This window comes from Nocardia brasiliensis NBRC 14402 (genome assembly GCF_000308475.2).
GTDB lineage: Bacteria > Actinomycetota > Actinomycetes > Mycobacteriales > Mycobacteriaceae > Nocardia > Nocardia brasiliensis.
Genome location: NZ_BAFT02000074.1, coordinates 29640 through 45610, shown reverse-complemented (window position 1 = coordinate 45610; position 15971 = coordinate 29640). Strand labels below are relative to the sequence as shown.

The 15971-nt window shown below is 66.3% G+C and carries 16 protein-coding genes and 1 pseudogene; 11 read left to right on the top strand and 6 right to left on the bottom strand.

Annotated features, from left to right (window positions below):
* Nucleotides 1-812 precede the first annotated feature (812 nt).
* The 7 genes from TY25_RS42895 (at nucleotide 813) to TY25_RS42885 (ending at nucleotide 5143) form a co-directional block, all read left to right on the top strand.
* Nucleotides 813-1067, top strand: a complete 255-nt coding sequence (locus TY25_RS42895) for a hypothetical protein (RefSeq protein ID WP_146153948.1) — start codon at nucleotides 813-815, stop codon at nucleotides 1065-1067.
* Nucleotides 1064-2092, top strand: coding sequence for a hypothetical protein (locus tag TY25_RS42890; protein WP_146153949.1), 1029 nt, complete (start codon nucleotides 1064-1066; stop codon nucleotides 2090-2092). Before TY25_RS42895 ends, TY25_RS42890 begins: the two co-directional genes overlap by 4 nt.
* 66 nt (nucleotides 2093-2158) lie before the next feature.
* On the top strand, nucleotides 2159-2647 hold the full coding sequence (locus tag TY25_RS41965; protein ID WP_052383226.1) for a colicin D domain-containing protein: 489 nt from the start codon (nucleotides 2159-2161) through the stop codon (nucleotides 2645-2647).
* Nucleotides 2648-2977: a colicin immunity domain-containing protein gene (locus tag TY25_RS27110; protein ID WP_042260657.1), complete on the top strand. Its 330-nt coding sequence runs from the start codon at nucleotides 2648-2650 to the stop codon at nucleotides 2975-2977.
* Between the two features lie 697 nt (nucleotides 2978-3674).
* A complete protein-coding gene (locus TY25_RS41960) occupies nucleotides 3675-3833 on the top strand; it encodes a hypothetical protein (RefSeq protein WP_174484642.1) in 159 nt (52 codons plus the stop codon).
* 228 nt (nucleotides 3834-4061) lie between these two features.
* Nucleotides 4062-4637: an NUDIX domain-containing protein gene (locus TY25_RS41275; protein WP_042260653.1), complete on the top strand. Its 576-nt coding sequence runs from the start codon at nucleotides 4062-4064 to the stop codon at nucleotides 4635-4637.
* Nucleotides 4631-5143 carry an AAA family ATPase gene (locus TY25_RS42885; RefSeq protein ID WP_042260651.1) on the top strand — a complete coding sequence of 171 codons (513 nt, stop codon included), beginning with the start codon at nucleotides 4631-4633 and terminating at the stop codon, nucleotides 5141-5143. Before TY25_RS41275 ends, TY25_RS42885 begins: the two co-directional genes overlap by 7 nt.
* Before the next feature lie 298 nt (nucleotides 5144-5441).
* On the opposite strand, the gene TY25_RS27090 is transcribed toward TY25_RS42885, so the two are convergent.
* The 3 genes from TY25_RS27090 to TY25_RS43695 all read right to left on the bottom strand — a co-directional run bounded on the left by TY25_RS27090 (nucleotide 5442) and on the right by TY25_RS43695 (nucleotide 10453).
* Nucleotides 5442-6605: an IS30 family transposase gene (locus TY25_RS27090; protein ID WP_042260649.1), complete on the bottom strand. Its 1164-nt coding sequence runs from the start codon at nucleotides 6603-6605 to the stop codon at nucleotides 5442-5444.
* Nucleotides 6606-8334: 1729 nt separating this feature from the next.
* Nucleotides 8335-9579, bottom strand: a complete 1245-nt coding sequence (locus tag TY25_RS27080) for a cytochrome P450 family protein (RefSeq protein WP_042260645.1) — start codon at nucleotides 9577-9579, stop codon at nucleotides 8335-8337.
* 22 nt (nucleotides 9580-9601) lie between these two features.
* Nucleotides 9602-10453, bottom strand: coding sequence for a hypothetical protein (locus TY25_RS43695; RefSeq protein WP_042260643.1), 852 nt, complete (start codon nucleotides 10451-10453; stop codon nucleotides 9602-9604).
* On the opposite strand from TY25_RS43695, the gene TY25_RS44705 reads away from it, so the two are divergent.
* The gene (locus tag TY25_RS44705; RefSeq protein ID WP_226887480.1) at nucleotides 10346-10753 is read left to right on the top strand and encodes a zinc-binding dehydrogenase; all 408 of its coding nucleotides are present in this window, start codon (nucleotides 10346-10348) and stop codon (nucleotides 10751-10753) included. The genes TY25_RS43695 and TY25_RS44705 overlap by 108 nt on opposite strands.
* 127 nt (nucleotides 10754-10880) lie before the next feature.
* On the opposite strand, the gene TY25_RS27065 is transcribed toward TY25_RS44705, so the two are convergent.
* Nucleotides 10881-11468: a TetR/AcrR family transcriptional regulator gene (locus TY25_RS27065; RefSeq protein WP_042260637.1), complete on the bottom strand. Its 588-nt coding sequence runs from the start codon at nucleotides 11466-11468 to the stop codon at nucleotides 10881-10883.
* Between the two features lie 169 nt (nucleotides 11469-11637).
* Here TY25_RS27065 and TY25_RS27060 point away from each other — a divergent pair, with 169 nt between their 5' ends.
* Both TY25_RS27060 and TY25_RS44700 read left to right on the top strand, forming a co-directional pair.
* The gene (locus TY25_RS27060; protein WP_042260636.1) at nucleotides 11638-12804 is read left to right on the top strand and encodes an EstA family serine hydrolase; all 1167 of its coding nucleotides are present in this window, start codon (nucleotides 11638-11640) and stop codon (nucleotides 12802-12804) included.
* Between the two features lie 14 nt (nucleotides 12805-12818).
* Nucleotides 12819-13022: pseudogene (locus TY25_RS44700) on the top strand (DUF4158 domain-containing protein); the annotation flags it as partial.
* A gap of 32 nt (nucleotides 13023-13054) precedes the next feature.
* Here TY25_RS44700 and TY25_RS27055 read toward each other — a convergent pair.
* Nucleotides 13055-14305: an FAD-dependent monooxygenase gene (locus TY25_RS27055; protein ID WP_042260634.1), complete on the bottom strand. Its 1251-nt coding sequence runs from the start codon at nucleotides 14303-14305 to the stop codon at nucleotides 13055-13057.
* A 51-nt stretch (nucleotides 14306-14356) separates the two neighbouring features.
* Here TY25_RS27055 and TY25_RS27050 point away from each other — a divergent pair, with 51 nt between their 5' ends.
* Nucleotides 14357-14959: a TetR/AcrR family transcriptional regulator C-terminal domain-containing protein gene (locus TY25_RS27050; protein WP_042260632.1), complete on the top strand. Its 603-nt coding sequence runs from the start codon at nucleotides 14357-14359 to the stop codon at nucleotides 14957-14959.
* Between the two features lie 396 nt (nucleotides 14960-15355).
* Here TY25_RS27050 and TY25_RS27045 read toward each other — a convergent pair whose 3' ends face one another.
* The gene (locus TY25_RS27045; RefSeq protein WP_042260631.1) at nucleotides 15356-15880 is read right to left on the bottom strand and encodes a metallophosphoesterase family protein; all 525 of its coding nucleotides are present in this window, start codon (nucleotides 15878-15880) and stop codon (nucleotides 15356-15358) included.
* Nucleotides 15881-15971: the final 91 nt, after the last annotated feature.

The window sequence follows — 15971 nt, the reverse complement described above, 5'->3', positions numbered from 1 at the left end:
TCCGCCCGAGCCTTCAACTCGTCGGGATACTTCTTCGGTGCTGCCACTGATGAACTTCTAGTGATGGGAGGCCGTCACATGCGGTCATCCTCAGGATCTGTCACGCCGGAGTCGCGTTGCGGCGGATGGTCACGACGGGAGCGTGACGCAGTTCACACATTGCCCACGATCGAGCGGTGTCGTGCTGGCTGTCAGGCCGAGTCGGATGAACGCCGGGTGAATCACTGATCACAGACAGCGTGAACACCCACGGAAAGATTGCTAGAAATTCGCCATTCGGGTGTGATGCATGCGAGAACATGTCACATGACGGGCTGGATCGCGGCTGTGTGGCAGCGGCACTAGGGGGAATGTGTGACTAGGAAGGTCGTAGGGCTGTCTCGTTGCGTGGCGGATAGTGGTTTGCTAGCGGGCAACGTCGTGCGGGCGGTGACGGTGTCTGCGGCGAGTCCGGTCGCTGACGAAGCTGGGGAGGTCGACGCGGCGGGCTGGGATTGGGTCGGGTCCACCGTGATCGCGAGGATGTCACGATCCTCAGCCGGGGCACCTTTATCGCTCACACGATTGTCAGCGTCCTCGGGTGCCGAGGGCAGCCAACCTGATCGCCGCCGCCGGGCTCGGCACCAAACCTTGCGCTGGAGAACGAGTTTCGATCGTGTGGAAAGTTGGCATCAGCGTGGGCGCGGTTTCGCCGCGCTCGTCCGTGAGCACGCCCGCATCGGGATCCGCTAGCCGAGGACTCGGTTACCGATCCGCGGAAACACATCCGCCTCTGACCATCCACCCTGCCAAAAAGGCTAAGGAGAGCTTGCATGTCATTCGACACCGACAGCCCCGCACACCGTCGTGAGCGCGCAAAATCGGCGCAATGGGCACCGGTCGCGCTCCTCGGCGGGTTGGGCATGCTCGTCGCCGCGTTCGCCACGCTCGACCGTGTCCCTGGCTGGGGCGAGGACTACGGCGCTGTGCTGATCTATCTCGCCTTCTTCCTGTGGATGTCGATCGCCGGACGCCTCACCTGGTGGGCCATCGACACCCTGGCCGACCGGATCAGGAAGCGCCGATGACCCCACGTACGGGCTGCGGCCTGGTGATGGCGGCTGCGGCCGCATTCGGAATTGCCGCCGCACTGTTCGGTGCCGCGACAGCGTCTGCGCAACCGGATATCCCGTGCGATCAGTGGCAGCAGATGCACCCAGGGTGGCCTTGTATCCCGGTGCCCAAGCCGCCGCCAGGACCCCCGCCCGCGGCGCCGAGCACGCCCCCGGCGCTGACCACGCCGGCGTTGCCGGGACAACCACCAGGCCCCAGCGCGGGGACCGGCGGGAAAGCGGGCGCGCTCACCCCGCCGCCGATCCCGCCGGGCAACGGCACCCCGATCGTCCCGGTCCCAGGTGAGGCTCCCGCACCCCAACCACAGCACACACCGAACCCGCAACCCCTGTCCCCGGCCACCGCCGAGGCGCACGCGGCGGACCCGGCCGAGTTGGCGCCACCGCCCGTGCAGGGTGCGGAAAATGACCTCCTGTCTCAACTCGAGCGCGCGGCCCGGCTCCACGAGCAAGGAGTTCTGTCCGATCAGCAGTTCGCCGAGCTCAAACAACAACTGCTCGGTGCCACCAGCACCCCGCCGTCGCCTCCATCACCGCCACCGGCGCGGACCGAATCCGCCCCACCGGCGACCTCGAGCACCGGCGGAAGCGACCCGCGAATCCCGGCGCTGCTTGTCCTCGGCCTGGCCGGGTTCGTCTCCGGCGGTCTGCGACGGCGGCAGGTGCGCGATGGCCCTGCCCCGGCCCAAGCCCCCGGCACAGGCGACGGTTCGGGCACGAGCTATGAACTCAACGACGGCACCATCGTCGAGTTCGACCCCAGCGGCCGCTTCCTCACCCCGAGCTGGGTAGAAGGCGGCACGGACACCGCCACCTCAGTCCACATCTTCCCGAAACCCGAAGTTACAGCAGACAATCCATCGCTGCGCGAGCGCGGACTCCCCGCCACGATCGAGGGCGGGATCACCCTGCCCAGCAGCCCCAACGACACGATGTATCTCTCCCGCGTGCCGGGTCCGGAAGGAGACGACCACAACTGATATATCGCCTACACCTTCCTCGACCCACGCCTGGACGACCCCGCCTCGAGCACCAAACCCGGCTGGGTGCCCTACGCGCTCATCGTCGAAGACCAGTACGGCTACCACCAAGTCACCGACCCACCCGCCAAAGGAAGCGGCGCCGCCGCAGCCATGGCCGCCGGCCTGGCCATGTGGGGATTCCAACGCCAACCACCAGGGCAAGGATCACGCGGCCCCGGCGGAACCATCAAATACACCGACCCGGTACCGTTCAAGGCCGAACCCAGACAGCTGCAGAAAAAGTACAAACACGCAGGCGATTTCGGCGTGAACACGCCGTGGGGCAAAGCAGGCGAGGCAGAGTACAAAGACGCGCTGCAGAAACATATCGACAACCCCGACACCAAACATATCCAAGGCACATATCGAGGAGACCCCGCGATCCTGAACTACAATCCGAACACCGGCCTCGTGGTGGTGCAATCACCGACCGGCGGATTCGTCACCGGATGGAAAGTCAACTCAGAACAAGCAGAAAACATTCTTCAACGCGGCTCACTCGGAGGCGGTTAGATGACCCACCAGAACCATGCCGAGCTACAGGGCTTAGCCCTCTACGAGGACATCCTCCGCCGTTTCATTTCCGGTGAAATCGACGCACCGACGTTCGAATCGGAATACCTCACCGCATTCAAGTCCGAAAAGACACGATTCGGGCCACCCGTATTCGACCTGCTGGACGCGCTGTTCGCTGACGTCGATGACTACGTCGCCGACGCACAGCTACGCGCCGAAGCCGGCGGTCTCGACGATGAACAACTACGCCAGCGCGCGAGTGCCACCTACCGCCGACTGTTCACGGACCCAAACTGCGGAGCAGTGATACCCGATCGGCGGCCGTAAGAACCTGCAAGGACCAACCTGAAAGATGCTGCGCGACAGCAACGTAGCCGCAGACACTGAGACTGCCGCGCGGCAGTCGGCCCTTGCCGCCACAGGTGCCCTTACTGATGGGACCGGATCGCCGTCGCAGGCGGGGCTCGTGCGGTTAGGGCATGATCTACAGCACAGCGGGGAACCGGAGTGTGGTGGTCTGCGTCCAACTCGCTGACGGAGATCCCATGGCGACGGTAGGGGCATCGGTAGATACCGGCGATCGGGTGGGCTTGCCGAGATGGCGCCGGACCGGCGGTGGCTCGGCGAGGTGAGAGGCGATCGACGTGGTCTCGACACGGTCGACTTCAGGGTTCCTCTCGCGTCTACTGCAGGTGGCCTGAGGGAAAGCAATGCCGCGTCGGCTGCGTCCCCGGTGCCCAAGGTTGAGAGCGATCCGATGTGAAAGCTCGCGTGAGTTCGCCGAATTCCCGGTGTGGTCGGGAGGCGCGGTGGCTGCAGAACTGCAGGTCCGGATCGACCGGCTCCACGAGGCCGCGCGTTTTGCCCGCTGACCCGGCCGCAGCGCTCCGGGCCGAGGGGAGCTCGATGACACGATCGGCAAGGAACTGCTCGCCGATGGGTGGCAAGACCGTGCGGTGAGGGTCGACCTCGCCCAACCAGTCCTCGACCATGCGACCGAACGCGGCCATCGCCTGATCTGCATTTGAGTTGGTCGAGCACGGCGGCCACTGCGCAGCAGCTCGCGCACGAGAAGTGGATGGCCGGGGTGGGCGAGAATCTCGACGAGCTGCGCGAGGTCGCACGCAAGGCACACACCAACTACACGACCGCGATCGAGACCAACACCCGGACGTGGCCGTGAGATGGCCCGCCGACCGTGGTGGTGGATCCGGACGGATTCACCCACGCCGCCAGCGAATACAAGCGGGTCCACAACACTCTCGTCTTTCATATTACCGCGCTGAGCAACCACCTGGCCAAGAGTGGGGGGCGGCGCGGACTTCGATCGGTTTCGGGCCGAGGATGATGAGGACCGCTATTGATGCTGGTGGGCTGGAATTGTCGGACCCGAGGTCTATGGTGTGCGGCCATGGAGCCAGCTACAGCGGCCGTCGCCCAGATCGTCACGGGTATTTCCCCGTGCGACAGCCTTGAACGGCAACATCAGCGCGAGACGCTGGCATGGCTCACGGCGACCGATGACATCGTCCGACGCCGCAATCCCGCGACCCCACCACGACATCTTGTGGTTTACGCGGTTCCTGTCGACCCCGTTGCCCGGGTGGTTCTGCTTGGCAGACATCGTCTTTCGCAATTGTGGCTACCGCCGGGCGGTTACGTGGAACCCGGAGAACAGCCGCTGGCGGCGGCGCGACGTGAAGCGCGGGAGGAAATGGGCGTCGATGCCGAGTTCAGCGTTGCCGGTACCGATCCGCTGCTGCTGAGCCTCACCCCGATCGGCGACGTCGAGGACGGGCACGAACATGTCACCTTGTGGTATTTGATCAGTGGCGTCCGGTCTCAGGACCCGTGGCTGGATCCGCGTGAGTTCGACGGCGGGCGGTGGTGGGATATCGACCGTTTCGCCATACCGGAATCCGATCCGAGTTTCGCGCGGTTCGTGCCCAAACCCGAAGCGGCACTGGCATTGCGAGTCCCATGGTGAGCGTCCTGGTCACCATCCGAGGCAACTCGGCCTCGGGCAAGTCAACCGTCGCCGCTGGTGTTCAGCGTCGCTTCGGCCGTGGCGAGTGCGTGCTCGTTGCACAAGATGTGGTGCGCCGAGGGATGCTGCGGGAATCCGACGAGCCCGGCGCCTTCAATATCACGCTGATCGAACAGATCGCCCGGACATGCCTGGCAAGCGAGCGGGTAGTCCTTGTCGAAGGCATTCTTGATGCGCTTCGGTACGGACCGATGCTGCAACGGCTGAGCGTCAGCGCGCCCCAAGCCTTGCATTACGGTTTCGATCTCAGTTTCGAAGAGACCTTGACTCGCCATGCCGGGCGCCCGCAGGCAGCGACGATCCCGGAGCAGATGATGGCGAAGTGGTATCACGGCTGGCAACCGCTGCCCGGTATCGAGGAGCTCCGCATCGACGCCCGCTGGACGGTCGAGGAGATAGTCGACCGAATCCACGGCGATATCCTCACCGCACCGTCGCGCCGATAATGCGTTGTCATCTCCACCGTGAATGTGCAGGATCGGGTGGATGGTCGTGTGCAGGGTCGGTGAGGACCGATGGCAGCTTGCGCGTACGGTTCGCCTTGAGGCTTTAGTCGAATCCCGTTCCGGCGTATTCGGTTCCGCCTTCGAGTCGCCTCGGCGTTGACGAAGGATCAATGGCTGGATGGATGCAACGCCTCGGCGCCACCTCGAACAACCCCACCTGAACAACCACACCGCGTCATTGAGAGGAAGCACCGACGGCGCCAGCTGAACACGCTGAAATCGGTGCGGGCTTAGGCGGTCAACGCAACACCTCTTCGAGTGCTTCTGATGGTGTGCGGAATCCGAGGGTTTGTCGAGGGCGCCCGTTGAGTTCATCGGCAATCGCATCGAAGTCGGCCTGACCGTAGGTGCGTAGGTCCAGATGTCGGGGAAGGTATTGGCGGAGAAGTCCGTTGGTGTTCTCATTACTGCCGCGCTGCCAGGGACTTTTCGGATCGCAGAAGTAGACCGAGACACCGGTGGCGATGGTGAAGGCGGCGTGTTCGGCCATTTCGTAGCCCTGGTCCCAGGTCAAGGTCCGCCGCAACGCATCGGGCAGGGTGAGGATCCGGGCAGCTAGGGCTTCGGCGACCAGATCAGCTCGTTTGCCGTCGGGCAGAGCGACGAGCAGCAGGAACCGGGTGGACCGTTCCACCAGGGTGGCGACCGGAGACATGCCGCGCCCGAACAGCAGATCACCTTCCCAATGCCCGGGAACAGCTCGATCGGCGGCCTCGGCGGGGCGTTCGGCGATGGTGAGCACGCCGCGGCGCTGACCGCGCCCGTCGGGCTCGCGCTTGACCTTGGGTCGCCGCATGGCCCGGTGGGTGCGTAGATAGCGGGTCAGCTCGTGGCGCAGCTCGCCGCGCGCTTGGATGAACAAGGCCCGGTAGATCGTCTCGTGCGACACATAACCCATGCTGGACTGCGGATTTCGGCGCAGCCAGCCCGCGATCTGCTGCGGCGACCACGCCAGAGCGAGTTTCTCGGCCACCACCGCGGCCAATGCCGGATCGCGAGACAATTTGGTCGGTTTCGGTCGTGTGGCCCGAGCCCACGCCGCCTGATCCGCGGGCAAGGCCCGATAGGCGAAACGACCACCACGCCCGGCGACCTCCCGCGAGATCGTCGAGGGCGCTCGCCCCAGCCTGCGGGCGATACCGCGCAGCGAGTCCCCTGCCGCCAATCCACGCGAGATCTCTTCTCGCTCAGCCAAACTCAGGCGCAACATGCTGCGGCGGCGAGGTATCGGCTGGACTCCGCCACAGCGTTTGAGTAGGTCACGCACCGTCGAGGGGTGCCGGCGCATCTCCCGGGCCAGGACCTTGATCGCTTGTCCGGACCGCCACCGCCGCCACACCTCCTCGACCTGAGCCTCGGTCAACGGGGTTCTGTTCTCCGACAGTGGTCTACTCGAGGCCATCGCACATCACATCCGTTCCTCACCAGGAGATTCCAGTGTGTTGCGCTGACCCATTGAGACCAAGGGCATGATCGGGCGCTGCGCCGCAGCGGATCTCGCGCGGCCAGTTGACCCGTAAGCGGCGGATGCGGACGTTCCGTGGGGCGGCCGGACCGGCGCTGTCGAGGAGATGACCTATCCGGCACGTCCTCGACAGCTCGTATTCGAACTGGCACGCCGTGCTCGCGGGCACTGCACGCACCAGGACGACATTCGGTACCGGCCGCCGCATGGATGGGGCGTCACTGAGCTGCTTGCGGTCTGGCCACCGAGCCGAGGCTCACTGACGCATGCTCGGTGTTGTAGCTGAGAACCAGAGCTCTCTGTGCCGATCTAGCTGACCTCGCGAGCGTCGCCGGCTTCCGCACGCCACAACTGCTCGAGCTCGACCTTCAAGCGCTCCACAGCAGCCGCCGCGCTGTATGTGTCCGTACAGCTGACGCCGGGGAACTGGACTGCCGAAGCTTCGTATACGCCCTCACGTGGCAGCCATCGAATACGGAAAATGGCCTGTGCCAGGTCTTGGTTGGTGGCATCCACGGCGCGACCTCACCTCGGGAGGGATAAACATCTACCGTCGACTGTGCCACCCTCGCCGTCGCGGCAACCCCGCACAAAGTCAGCCACTCGAAGGCCTTTCGACCTCACCCGCTGCACGGCGTGGTGGTCATCGCGGAGTCGACGGGACGTCTCCGGCGAGGTGTCCCGTCAACCAGCGGGCTAAGCGGGTGGAGCTGCTACCAGATCGTGTGGACGATCCCGTCGACTCATTTCGCTGCGGCGCGCGCCGCAGCGGCGAAACAACAGGCAGCAGCCGAGTTTCACCAGCGAGCACGCGAGGCGCGGGAATTCCAGAACGCCTCACTCATCGATCTGGCGGGGAGCTGAGCACCCGGCAGACTGGCGTTCCCGCACCTCGGAGTAGCGGCGATGGCCAGCACCGACGAGGCCCTGGCCCGGCATCAGCGTCGATCAGTGGCGCAGGGTGTGGCTGGGGCTGTGTCGGTCATCATGGTGCGTCGATGTTGCCAGGTGCGATCCCCTCTCCGAACCAGGTCTGCAGTGTGGTGAGGCTGCGGTTCCAGCGGCGCGGCGGTGTCGAGCGCGCTTCGCGCTAGCGCTGAGATGTCGGCTGTCGCTCGCGGAGATAACGCACGTTCGCTCGTATTTCGATCGAAGTGAGCTGCGTTGGGCGGGACTCTTCGGCTCCTATCAGTGCAGCTTTGTGCGGATCTGTCTTGCGAGGTCCGGTTTCCTGCGGCGATGAATCGCTGCCGCTGGCCGATCGCTGTCCGGATGTCGGTCCTCGAGGTGAGGTCGTAGTCGAGGGTGAGCGGCGATCTCTGGAGGTCGGTGACGGTGAATCCGGCGGTGACATGGCATAGACCGGTGGAGCTGAAGTCGACGCCGATACGTCCAGGGGTTTGCCGTCTTCGGATTCGACCGTCTGGAGTTTCTGTCAGGCGGGGTTGCCGAGGCTTCCGCAGGGCGGCCTGTCAGAGCCGGAGAAAGGAGTTAGCGCCGGCCCGTCGGCGCCAACCCGGCATCGTCCCCCACCAACCGAAAACATTACTATGCGCGTACCTTTCAGCTTTCTCGCCCGCAAACCGACCAGCGGAGAATCGAATTGGCCGGTCGCCCAGGCCGACTGTGCACCGTGCCAAGTCGCCGATTCCCAGGCGGGAAGAGATCAGATGTGCAGGACCGCTGACCGGGGGAAGGTGACCGGGAGGGCGTTGAGGGCGCGGTAGAAGGGGCCGGTTCGCCAGGTCGGCGGGCCGAACTCCGGATCGAGGCGCATGTCCGGAAGTGCGTCCAGCAGTTGGTCGATCGCGTCCTGCGCGATGAGATATGCCGCGGATTGGGCGGGGCACGCGTGCGGGCCGACACCCCAGGCCAGGTGCGCGCGATTGCCGATCTGGTCCGTGGTCCGGATCGCCGGATCGTTGTTGCAGCCTGCCATGCTGATCACCACCGGTTGATGGGCGGGTAGCCAGACACCATCGATGAGGATGGGCTGGCGCGGATAGCTGACCAGCAGGTTGGCCAGCGGGGGATCGTCGAAGAGCACGCCGTCCAATGCCCCACGGACCGAAAGGCTGCCACCGACCACGCCGCTGCCGACTCGATCGTCGGTGATGATCGTCAGCAGCGTATTCGCGATCAGGTGCAGCAAGATCTCTATGCACGTGCCGTAGATCTGGCCCACCTGGTTCACCAGTTCGAATTCGTCGAGTCCGGCGGGGTGACGCATTATTACCGTGGTCATGTCATTGCCCGGCTCGACCCGTTTGAGCGCGACCAGTTCGCGCAACGCTTCGAACACGATCTGGTTGCCGGCCTCCACATCCATGCCGTCGCCGACCGTGGTGGTGCCCGCCATCAGCCGATGTCCGATCTCCGGCGGGCACCCGAGCAGCGAGTTGATCACTTGACACACCAGGGGATACACGTACTGGCTGAGCAGGTTCGCGGAGCCGGTGGTGCAGAAGGTGTTGATCAACGGAATGGCCATTTGTTCCACGAGATCGTGCAGGGCATAGAGATCTATCGCATCGATGCCCGCGGTGGTGGCCTGACGATAACGTTCGAACTCCGGCCCGGCACTGCGGCTCGCAGTCGGCCGCCATCCGAGCTGCAACAGAACCGGGCAGTCACCGGGTATGTGTTGCTGCCACAGGCGGGGGTCCGCGGGAAAACGGCTGGGATCGTTGAGGATTCGTAACGCGGTGTGGTAGCCGATCACCAGGGTGGCCGGCACCTGCGGTGCCAGCAGCACCGGCACCAGTGGTCCGTATCGGTCCCGCATGTCGCGGTAGCAGCGATGCGGATCGGCGGCGAATTCCGGTGAGTACAGGGGAATTCGGGGACCGTCGGCAGCGGTCGGCGAGCTGTGCACGAGCGGGCCGGGCTCGCTCGACGGGGGGACGTTCAAGGACGAGACTCCAGACGTGAGTTCATGATTCGACGCGACTCTCAGTGGAAGGAGCTGAGCGGCGGGCGGAGAAGACCGCGTCGTCCCAGCCTGCGAAGTCCTGCCAGGTCCGGATGTAGTCGGCAGAGAAGATCGGCGCGGGCAGGACGGGAGTATCGAACGCGGTGACGAGGGCCGGCAGGTGCGCGGCCACTAACGCGTGGTGCTGGTGTAATTCGGCGGACAGTTTCGCCGTCCGGTGCGGCGACATGCGCAGATGCTCGGTGTACCAGGCACCGCGCGCGTAGATCCGCTCCAGCGCATAGACCGCGGCCACCGACGTCGCCGCGGTCGCCGCGGCCGGATCGGCTACTGCGGCCGCCGCGTCGAGCAGCGCTGTCGCCGCCAGTCGTTCCGCTGTCGCCGTGGCGAGTTCGATGGCCGCCGAGTCGGGACCGGGAGCGATACCGGCGGATGCGTAGCTGCCGTCGTGCATACTTATCGCGATCTTCTGTTCGCGTTCGACGAGAAGGGCTGCGTACCAGGGTAATTGGGTAGACGTGTCGGGTAGTCGCAAACCGACGAGGTCCGTGCCTGCCTTGCCCGCGGTGATCAGCAGGATCTGGTTCTCTCCCTCAGCGGTGATGATCGCCTCGAGGTTGCCGATCCAGTCGGGAATGTGATTGACCCGCAACGATCCCTGTGCGGCGGTGCGCTGCCTGCACATCAGCAGCACCCGGTGCGCGGTGTCGGACAGCAGCGGTTTGGCCAGCATCGACCACAGCGCCTGTGCCGCGGGCGTGACGGTGGGGTCGGCGCGCATGTCCCGAATTCGGCGCCCCAGCACGCTGGCCGCGTACACCGCGCAGACGGCCGAGACGGGGTCGCGGCGCACTGCGTCACGGTCGCCAGCACCAGATCTCTGGACACCCTGCGCCCGGGTGGCCTGATCATCGCCGTTCCCTCGGGTGTCTCACCTGACCTGCGGGAACGTGCCGCCGCGCGCGGCATGCGGGCCAAGCCATTCCTCGTCGAACCCGATGGGCACGCGTTGGCCCAGATCGCCGCACTGATCGATGATGGCGAGGTGCACGTCGAGGTGGAAGAAGTTCTCCCGCTCGACCAGGCCGCCGAGGCGCACCGGCGCATCGAGCAGGGTCGTACTCGCGGAAAACTCGTCCTGCACGTCGCCTGAAACCAGAGATACGGTGAGTCGCCCCGGCCGGTCGCCTACGGCATCAGCCGAAAGGGTCGCGTTGCGCGATGAGGTATAGGCCAAGCGCGATCAGGGCGATGCCGGCGATGCGTTCTGCCGCTTCAGATCAAGAGGCCGGTTGTACGGCACCGGGCTCGCGGGCGGGCAGGCCACGTAACAGCGTGTCGAGGAACAGGTCGAATCTCGGTGCGTCGGCGCCGAGGTGGAGGGGATTCTCGGTTGCCGCCAGCCAGCTGACGACACAGGTGACGAAGATCTGCCAGCTGTGCTCGGCCATCTCGGCGGTGACCCCGGACTGGCGGAGAACGGCCCCGACCGCACCCCTGAGCCGGTCGATGGAGTGCGCGTTGTGTTGATGTGGCCGGGACAGGTGTGTGGCATAGCCGGGCAGGGCGAGGAATTCGTCGTGCATCGCCCATGCGAGGCGGGTGAGCCAGGCTCGCCATTCCGGGTCCCCGACATCGGCACGCAGCAGGATTCGCTCGACGACGACCTCGCTCAGGAGATCGAAGAGCTCGTCACGGTTCTTGATCCACCGGTAGAGCGCGCTGTGGCTGACGCCGAGGCTCGCCGCGAGTTCGCGCATGGTCAGCGTGTCAACGTTGTCGGCCAGCGACACTGCTTCGACGATCTTGTCCCGGCTGATCTGGGCGGGACGTCCCGGACGTCGGCGCTCGGCCACTTCGTCGGTCATGGCATGACGATAGCGAGAACGCGCCGCCGATCTCGTCGTCGTGCGCCGCCCGGGGGGTGACGAATCTGACAGCGGCGCCTCCAACAGCAATTAGTGACCTGTGGTCACTAATTGGCTAGGCTGAGTCGTGTCCGACAGATCGGTCATCACCGAGGCAGCGGGAGAGACGATGAGAGAAGCAATCGAGGACACGGCCGGCATCCGGGGCGAGGTCGCGCCGGGATTCGAGGCCGTGCGCGAGCAGTTCGCCGCACTGCTTGCCGCAGAGGGCAGCGGACTGGACGCCCAAGTGGCGGCCTACCACCGCGGGGAAAAGGTCGTCGACCTGTGGGCCGGGCCGGATACGAACGCCGACTCGATCATGGGGATCTACTCGGCGAGTAAGGGGGTCACCCACCTAGTGGTGGCGCTGCTGGTCCAGGACGGCGTCATCGACCTGGACCAGAAGGTAAGTCACTACTGGCCGCAGTTCGCGGTCGAAGGCAAGCAGGACCTCCTGGTGCGCGAACTGCTCGCCCACCAGGCCGGTCTGGTCGGCGCCACCAACGGGTTCATGATGGAGGAACTCGCCGATGACCAGCTCGTCGCCGAGCGACTCGGCGCGCAGCGCCCGCTCTGGCGACCGGGCCGGACAGCCGGATACCACGCGCTGGTGATGGCTGCGCTGAGCGGAGAACTTGTGCGCCGCGCCACCGGCCGCACCGTCCAAGAACACTTCACCGAACGGCTCCGAGCGCCGCTGAAGCTCGACCTGCATTTGGGCCTGCCCGCGGGGCAGGACCATCGGTTCCTCAGCGCGCAACCGATGACGGCGACTCCGGAACGTCTGCGCGAGCTGGCCGCGACCGCGACCGCCCCCGACAGTCTCAGCGGTATCGCCTTCAACCGCCACCATCCGCGCAACCGCGAGGTGTGGGAACTGCCTAACCTTCCGGTCGTCCGCTCCCGCGGGACGGCCTCGTTCGGGGGCATCGGCACCGCCCGCAGCCTGGCCAAGCTGTACTCGGCGCTGGTGTCGCCGGTCGAGGGCGTCGACCCGCTGCTCGAACCCGCCACTACGTCGGCGTTCGGCCAGATCCAGTCCAACGGCTTCGATTTGGTCCTGCGGCAGCCCAAGGCGTGGGCGGTCGGATTCCACGCGTCGTCGGAGATCTACCCGGTTCTCGGCGCCGGCGCGTTCGGCCACAGCGGAGCCGGTGGGCAACAGGCGTTGGTCGACCCGCGCCACGAGCTGTCCTACGCCTTCCTGCGCCGACGCTTCCTGTTCCCAGCCCAGGCCGACGTCGACCATCTGCGACTGCTGAGCGCGCTGGTCACCGCCGCGCGAAGGGCCTGATCCCGCGCGCAGCGGCGGTGGCCCGGCTCGCCGAACAGCTTCGGGTGGGTCCGGTCGTGATCGGCTCGTACGGCAAGCGCGTCAAGACCCGTACCGAGCATGTGCGGCTGGCCGCCTAGTAACCGGGATGGCGGGCGGCCGCGTCGTCGGAGTCGAAGGAGCTGTACGAGTTCCTGCCGACGCGGGCGATGGAGCACGATTCCCCGGCGGTCCTCTTCGAATGGCGTCGATCAGGGGCACGAAACGCGCGTTATGCGAGATGCCCATCCGGGCGCACGAGCCCTGCGGGGGTCTCGACGTGCTGCCCGGTCCGCAGCCGTTCGAACAGCGTGGAACCGTCGGGGAGCGAGAGGTTGGGTACGCGCCTGCCGGTGGCGTAGGCGACGTCGAGGCCCGACAACCGTTCGGCGAGTCGGCGGGACATGTCCGGAACAGTTGCGATCATGCCGCTCAGCAGGGCGCGCAGGGCGCGGCCGTCCGGCGAGTACGCCGACATCAGCGCGGTCTGGGCCTTGGTGTGTTCGAGCAGCGTCGCGCCGACGGGATGGCGTTCGGTGTGATAGGTGTCCAGCAGCGTCTGCTCCGCGCGGCCCGTGACGACGGCTGCGAGCTTCCAGCCCAGGTTGTGCGCGTCCTGGAGGCCGACGTTCATGCCGACGCCGCCGGCGGGGAAATGCATGTGCGCGGCGTCGCCTGCGAGCAGCACGGAGCCGAGGCGATAGGCGTCGGCCTGACGGCTTGCATTGCCGAAACGCGACAGCCACACCGGATCCCGCATGCCGTAGTCGGTGCCCGCGATCCGCCGGACCGTCGTGCGCAACTCGTCGAAGGTGAGGTCGCCCGGCCATTCCGAACGATTGCTCGCCGGATCGCCGCCGACGAGCCGGTGGATCCCGCCGGGCAGCGGCATCATCATCAACCCGCCGTCGGCGCCGCTGATGCTGGTGACGCCGTGCGGCGGTGGATCGTCGAGAACGACGTCGCCGAGCCATCCCCAGGTGGTGGTGTCGCCACCGGGGAAGCCGATGCCCGCGGCGGCCCGGACGGTGCTGCGGGCGCCGTCGCAGCCCGCCACGTAGCGAGCCGCGACGACCTCCCCGGTGGACAGCTCGACGCCCTCGTCGGTCAGCCCGGTCACCCGGCAGCCGCGGCGAATGGTCACGCCCAGGTGCCGCGCCCGTTCTTCGAGCAGTTCCTCGGTGCGGGCCTGTACGACGGCCAGGGTGAACGGAAACGGGGTGTCCAGCACCGAGAAGTCCAGCCGGTCGGGGAGCCCGCCGAAATGCCCATTCGGTATGCGGAAGCCCTCGGCCAGAAACGTTTCCGCGATGCCGCGGCAGTCGAAGATCTCGATCGTGCGCGGATGGATCGTCAGCGCCTTCGAGTTCGGGTTCCGGGTGTGTCGTGTCTCGAGCACGGTGACGGCGGCGCCCCCGAGGCGCAGTTCGGCGGCGAGCCACAGGCCGGTCGGCCCAGCTCCCACTACGACTACATCGCTCATGATTCCTCCTTGGTCACTGACCAATAGCCTCACATTCAGTAGACTAGGTCGGTGACCAAGAGTCAAGCGGACGTTGTGCGGACTGCCCTGGAGATTCTCGACGAGCACGGTGTCGACGCAGTGTCGCTGCGCGCGATCGCCGGGCGGCTCGGCGTGCGGATGAACACGGTCCTGTGGCACGCCAAGAGCAAGGCGCGGCTCGAGGAGCTGATGGCCGACGCGATCGTCGCCGGAGTCTCACTCGACCGCCTGCCCGAGGATTGGCGCGAGCGCGCGACCGAGGTCGCCCGCCGCTATCGCCGCGCCCTGCTGGCGCATCGCGACGGCGCCGTCGTCGTCACCGGCACCTACGCCGCGGAACCGGCCACCTTGGACGTCACCGAGGCCCTCGTCGCCGCCCTCCTCGACGGCGGGCTGCCGTCCCGGGAGGCAGCCTGGACCTGCTGGGGCATAATCTATTTCACGCTCGGGCTGTGTCAGGAGGAGCAGGCGTTTCCGAACCGATCCGTCCAGGACCTCGATGTCGGGGAACGCCCCGCGCTGCAACGCGTCGTCGCGGCGATGGCCGACGACGCCTTCGACGAGCGCTTCGAATTCGGCGTCGCCCGACTCCTCGGCGCCGCCGCCACACGACGTAGCCATCGACCTACCTGAACTTGTCGGCGGCGTTGCCAGTACGTAAGTGGGTGCCCTGCTCACGGCCCGCCGCGAGGGCCGGCGTGCGGACGATACCGGCGGTGCTCTCGACACCCATACCGTACGACCTTCGGGCCGGTATGGATCCGTCACTCACCGGCCATACCATGACTCCATGGCGAGGAGAGCCGAGCGGGGTCGGCATCTATCTGAAGCCGGGCGAACGCAAGTGGCTCACCGTCACCCGTGGAGCCGGGGGAGAACGAAAAGGTCGGTGACATATACGCTTTCGATATCATCACGACCGAGGAGTCGAACGACAAGGTGTACGGGGCGGCCCGGATGTACGTGGTGGTGACCGCGTAGTCGAATCGACTGGGGCGCGGGCGGCGGGGCCATCTCGCTCCCGCCGCCTCATCCGTCGTTGACTCGACGATCTGAGCTGTTCGCGATCGGGTGCAGGACAACCGAATCCAGTCGGCCGACGTGGATGCGTGCGGTCAGATAGGTGTGCTGCGGTTGTCTGCGCCGGTCCGTCGGTGAGCCGGGGTTGAGCAGCCGGCATCCGGTCGCGGTGACGCTGTCCCATGGAATGTGGCTGTGTCCGAACACCAGTAGGTCGGTGTCCGGGAAGTCCCGCGCGCAGCGCTGCTCGCGCCCCTTCGCCGGCCCGGTCTCGTGCACGACCGCCAGCCGCACCCCGGCCAGCTCGGCACGGGCGATCAGGGGCAGCCGGGCCTGCAGCTGCGCGCCGTCGTTGTTGCCGTATACGCCGATCAGGCGCCGGCAGCGCGCCTCGAGTCGATCCAGCAAAGCGACCTCGGTCCAGTCGCCCGCGTGCACGACCACGTCGGCTGCGGCCACCTCACGCCAGATGACATCCGGCAGATCACGTGCGCGCTTGGGGACGTGCGTGTCGGAGATGATGAGCAGCCGCATGGTGTCCGGTGTATCACTCGGAAACGTTCCGGACGGGGTATCCGTCGATCACGGCGCGGCGGCCTCGAGCGGGACAACGTCGAAGTACTCC

What these genes read in the sequence shown, in the direction of transcription:
- TY25_RS27110 (WP_042260657.1), top strand. Translation starts at nt 2,648, where the DNA reads ATGACCCACCAGAACCATGCCGAGCTACAGGGCTTAGCCCTCTACGAG.
- TY25_RS42890 (WP_146153949.1), top strand. Translation starts at nt 1,064, where the DNA reads ATGACCCCACGTACGGGCTGCGGCCTGGTGATGGCGGCTGCGGCCGCA.
- TY25_RS42895 (WP_146153948.1), top strand. Translation starts at nt 813, where the DNA reads ATGTCATTCGACACCGACAGCCCCGCACACCGTCGTGAGCGCGCAAAA.
- TY25_RS27090 (WP_042260649.1), bottom strand. Translation starts at nt 6,605, where the DNA reads ATGGCCTCGAGTAGACCACTGTCGGAGAACAGAACCCCGTTGACCGAG.
- TY25_RS27045 (WP_042260631.1), bottom strand. Translation starts at nt 15,880, where the DNA reads ATGCGGCTGCTCATCATCTCCGACACGCACGTCCCCAAGCGCGCACGT.
- TY25_RS27055 (WP_042260634.1), bottom strand. Translation starts at nt 14,305, where the DNA reads ATGAGCGATGTAGTCGTAGTGGGAGCTGGGCCGACCGGCCTGTGGCTC.
- TY25_RS27065 (WP_042260637.1), bottom strand. Translation starts at nt 11,468, where the DNA reads ATGACCGACGAAGTGGCCGAGCGCCGACGTCCGGGACGTCCCGCCCAG.
- TY25_RS27060 (WP_042260636.1), top strand. Translation starts at nt 11,638, where the DNA reads ATGAGAGAAGCAATCGAGGACACGGCCGGCATCCGGGGCGAGGTCGCG.
- TY25_RS42885 (WP_042260651.1), top strand. Translation starts at nt 4,631, where the DNA reads ATGGTGAGCGTCCTGGTCACCATCCGAGGCAACTCGGCCTCGGGCAAG.
- TY25_RS41275 (WP_042260653.1), top strand. Translation starts at nt 4,062, where the DNA reads ATGGAGCCAGCTACAGCGGCCGTCGCCCAGATCGTCACGGGTATTTCC.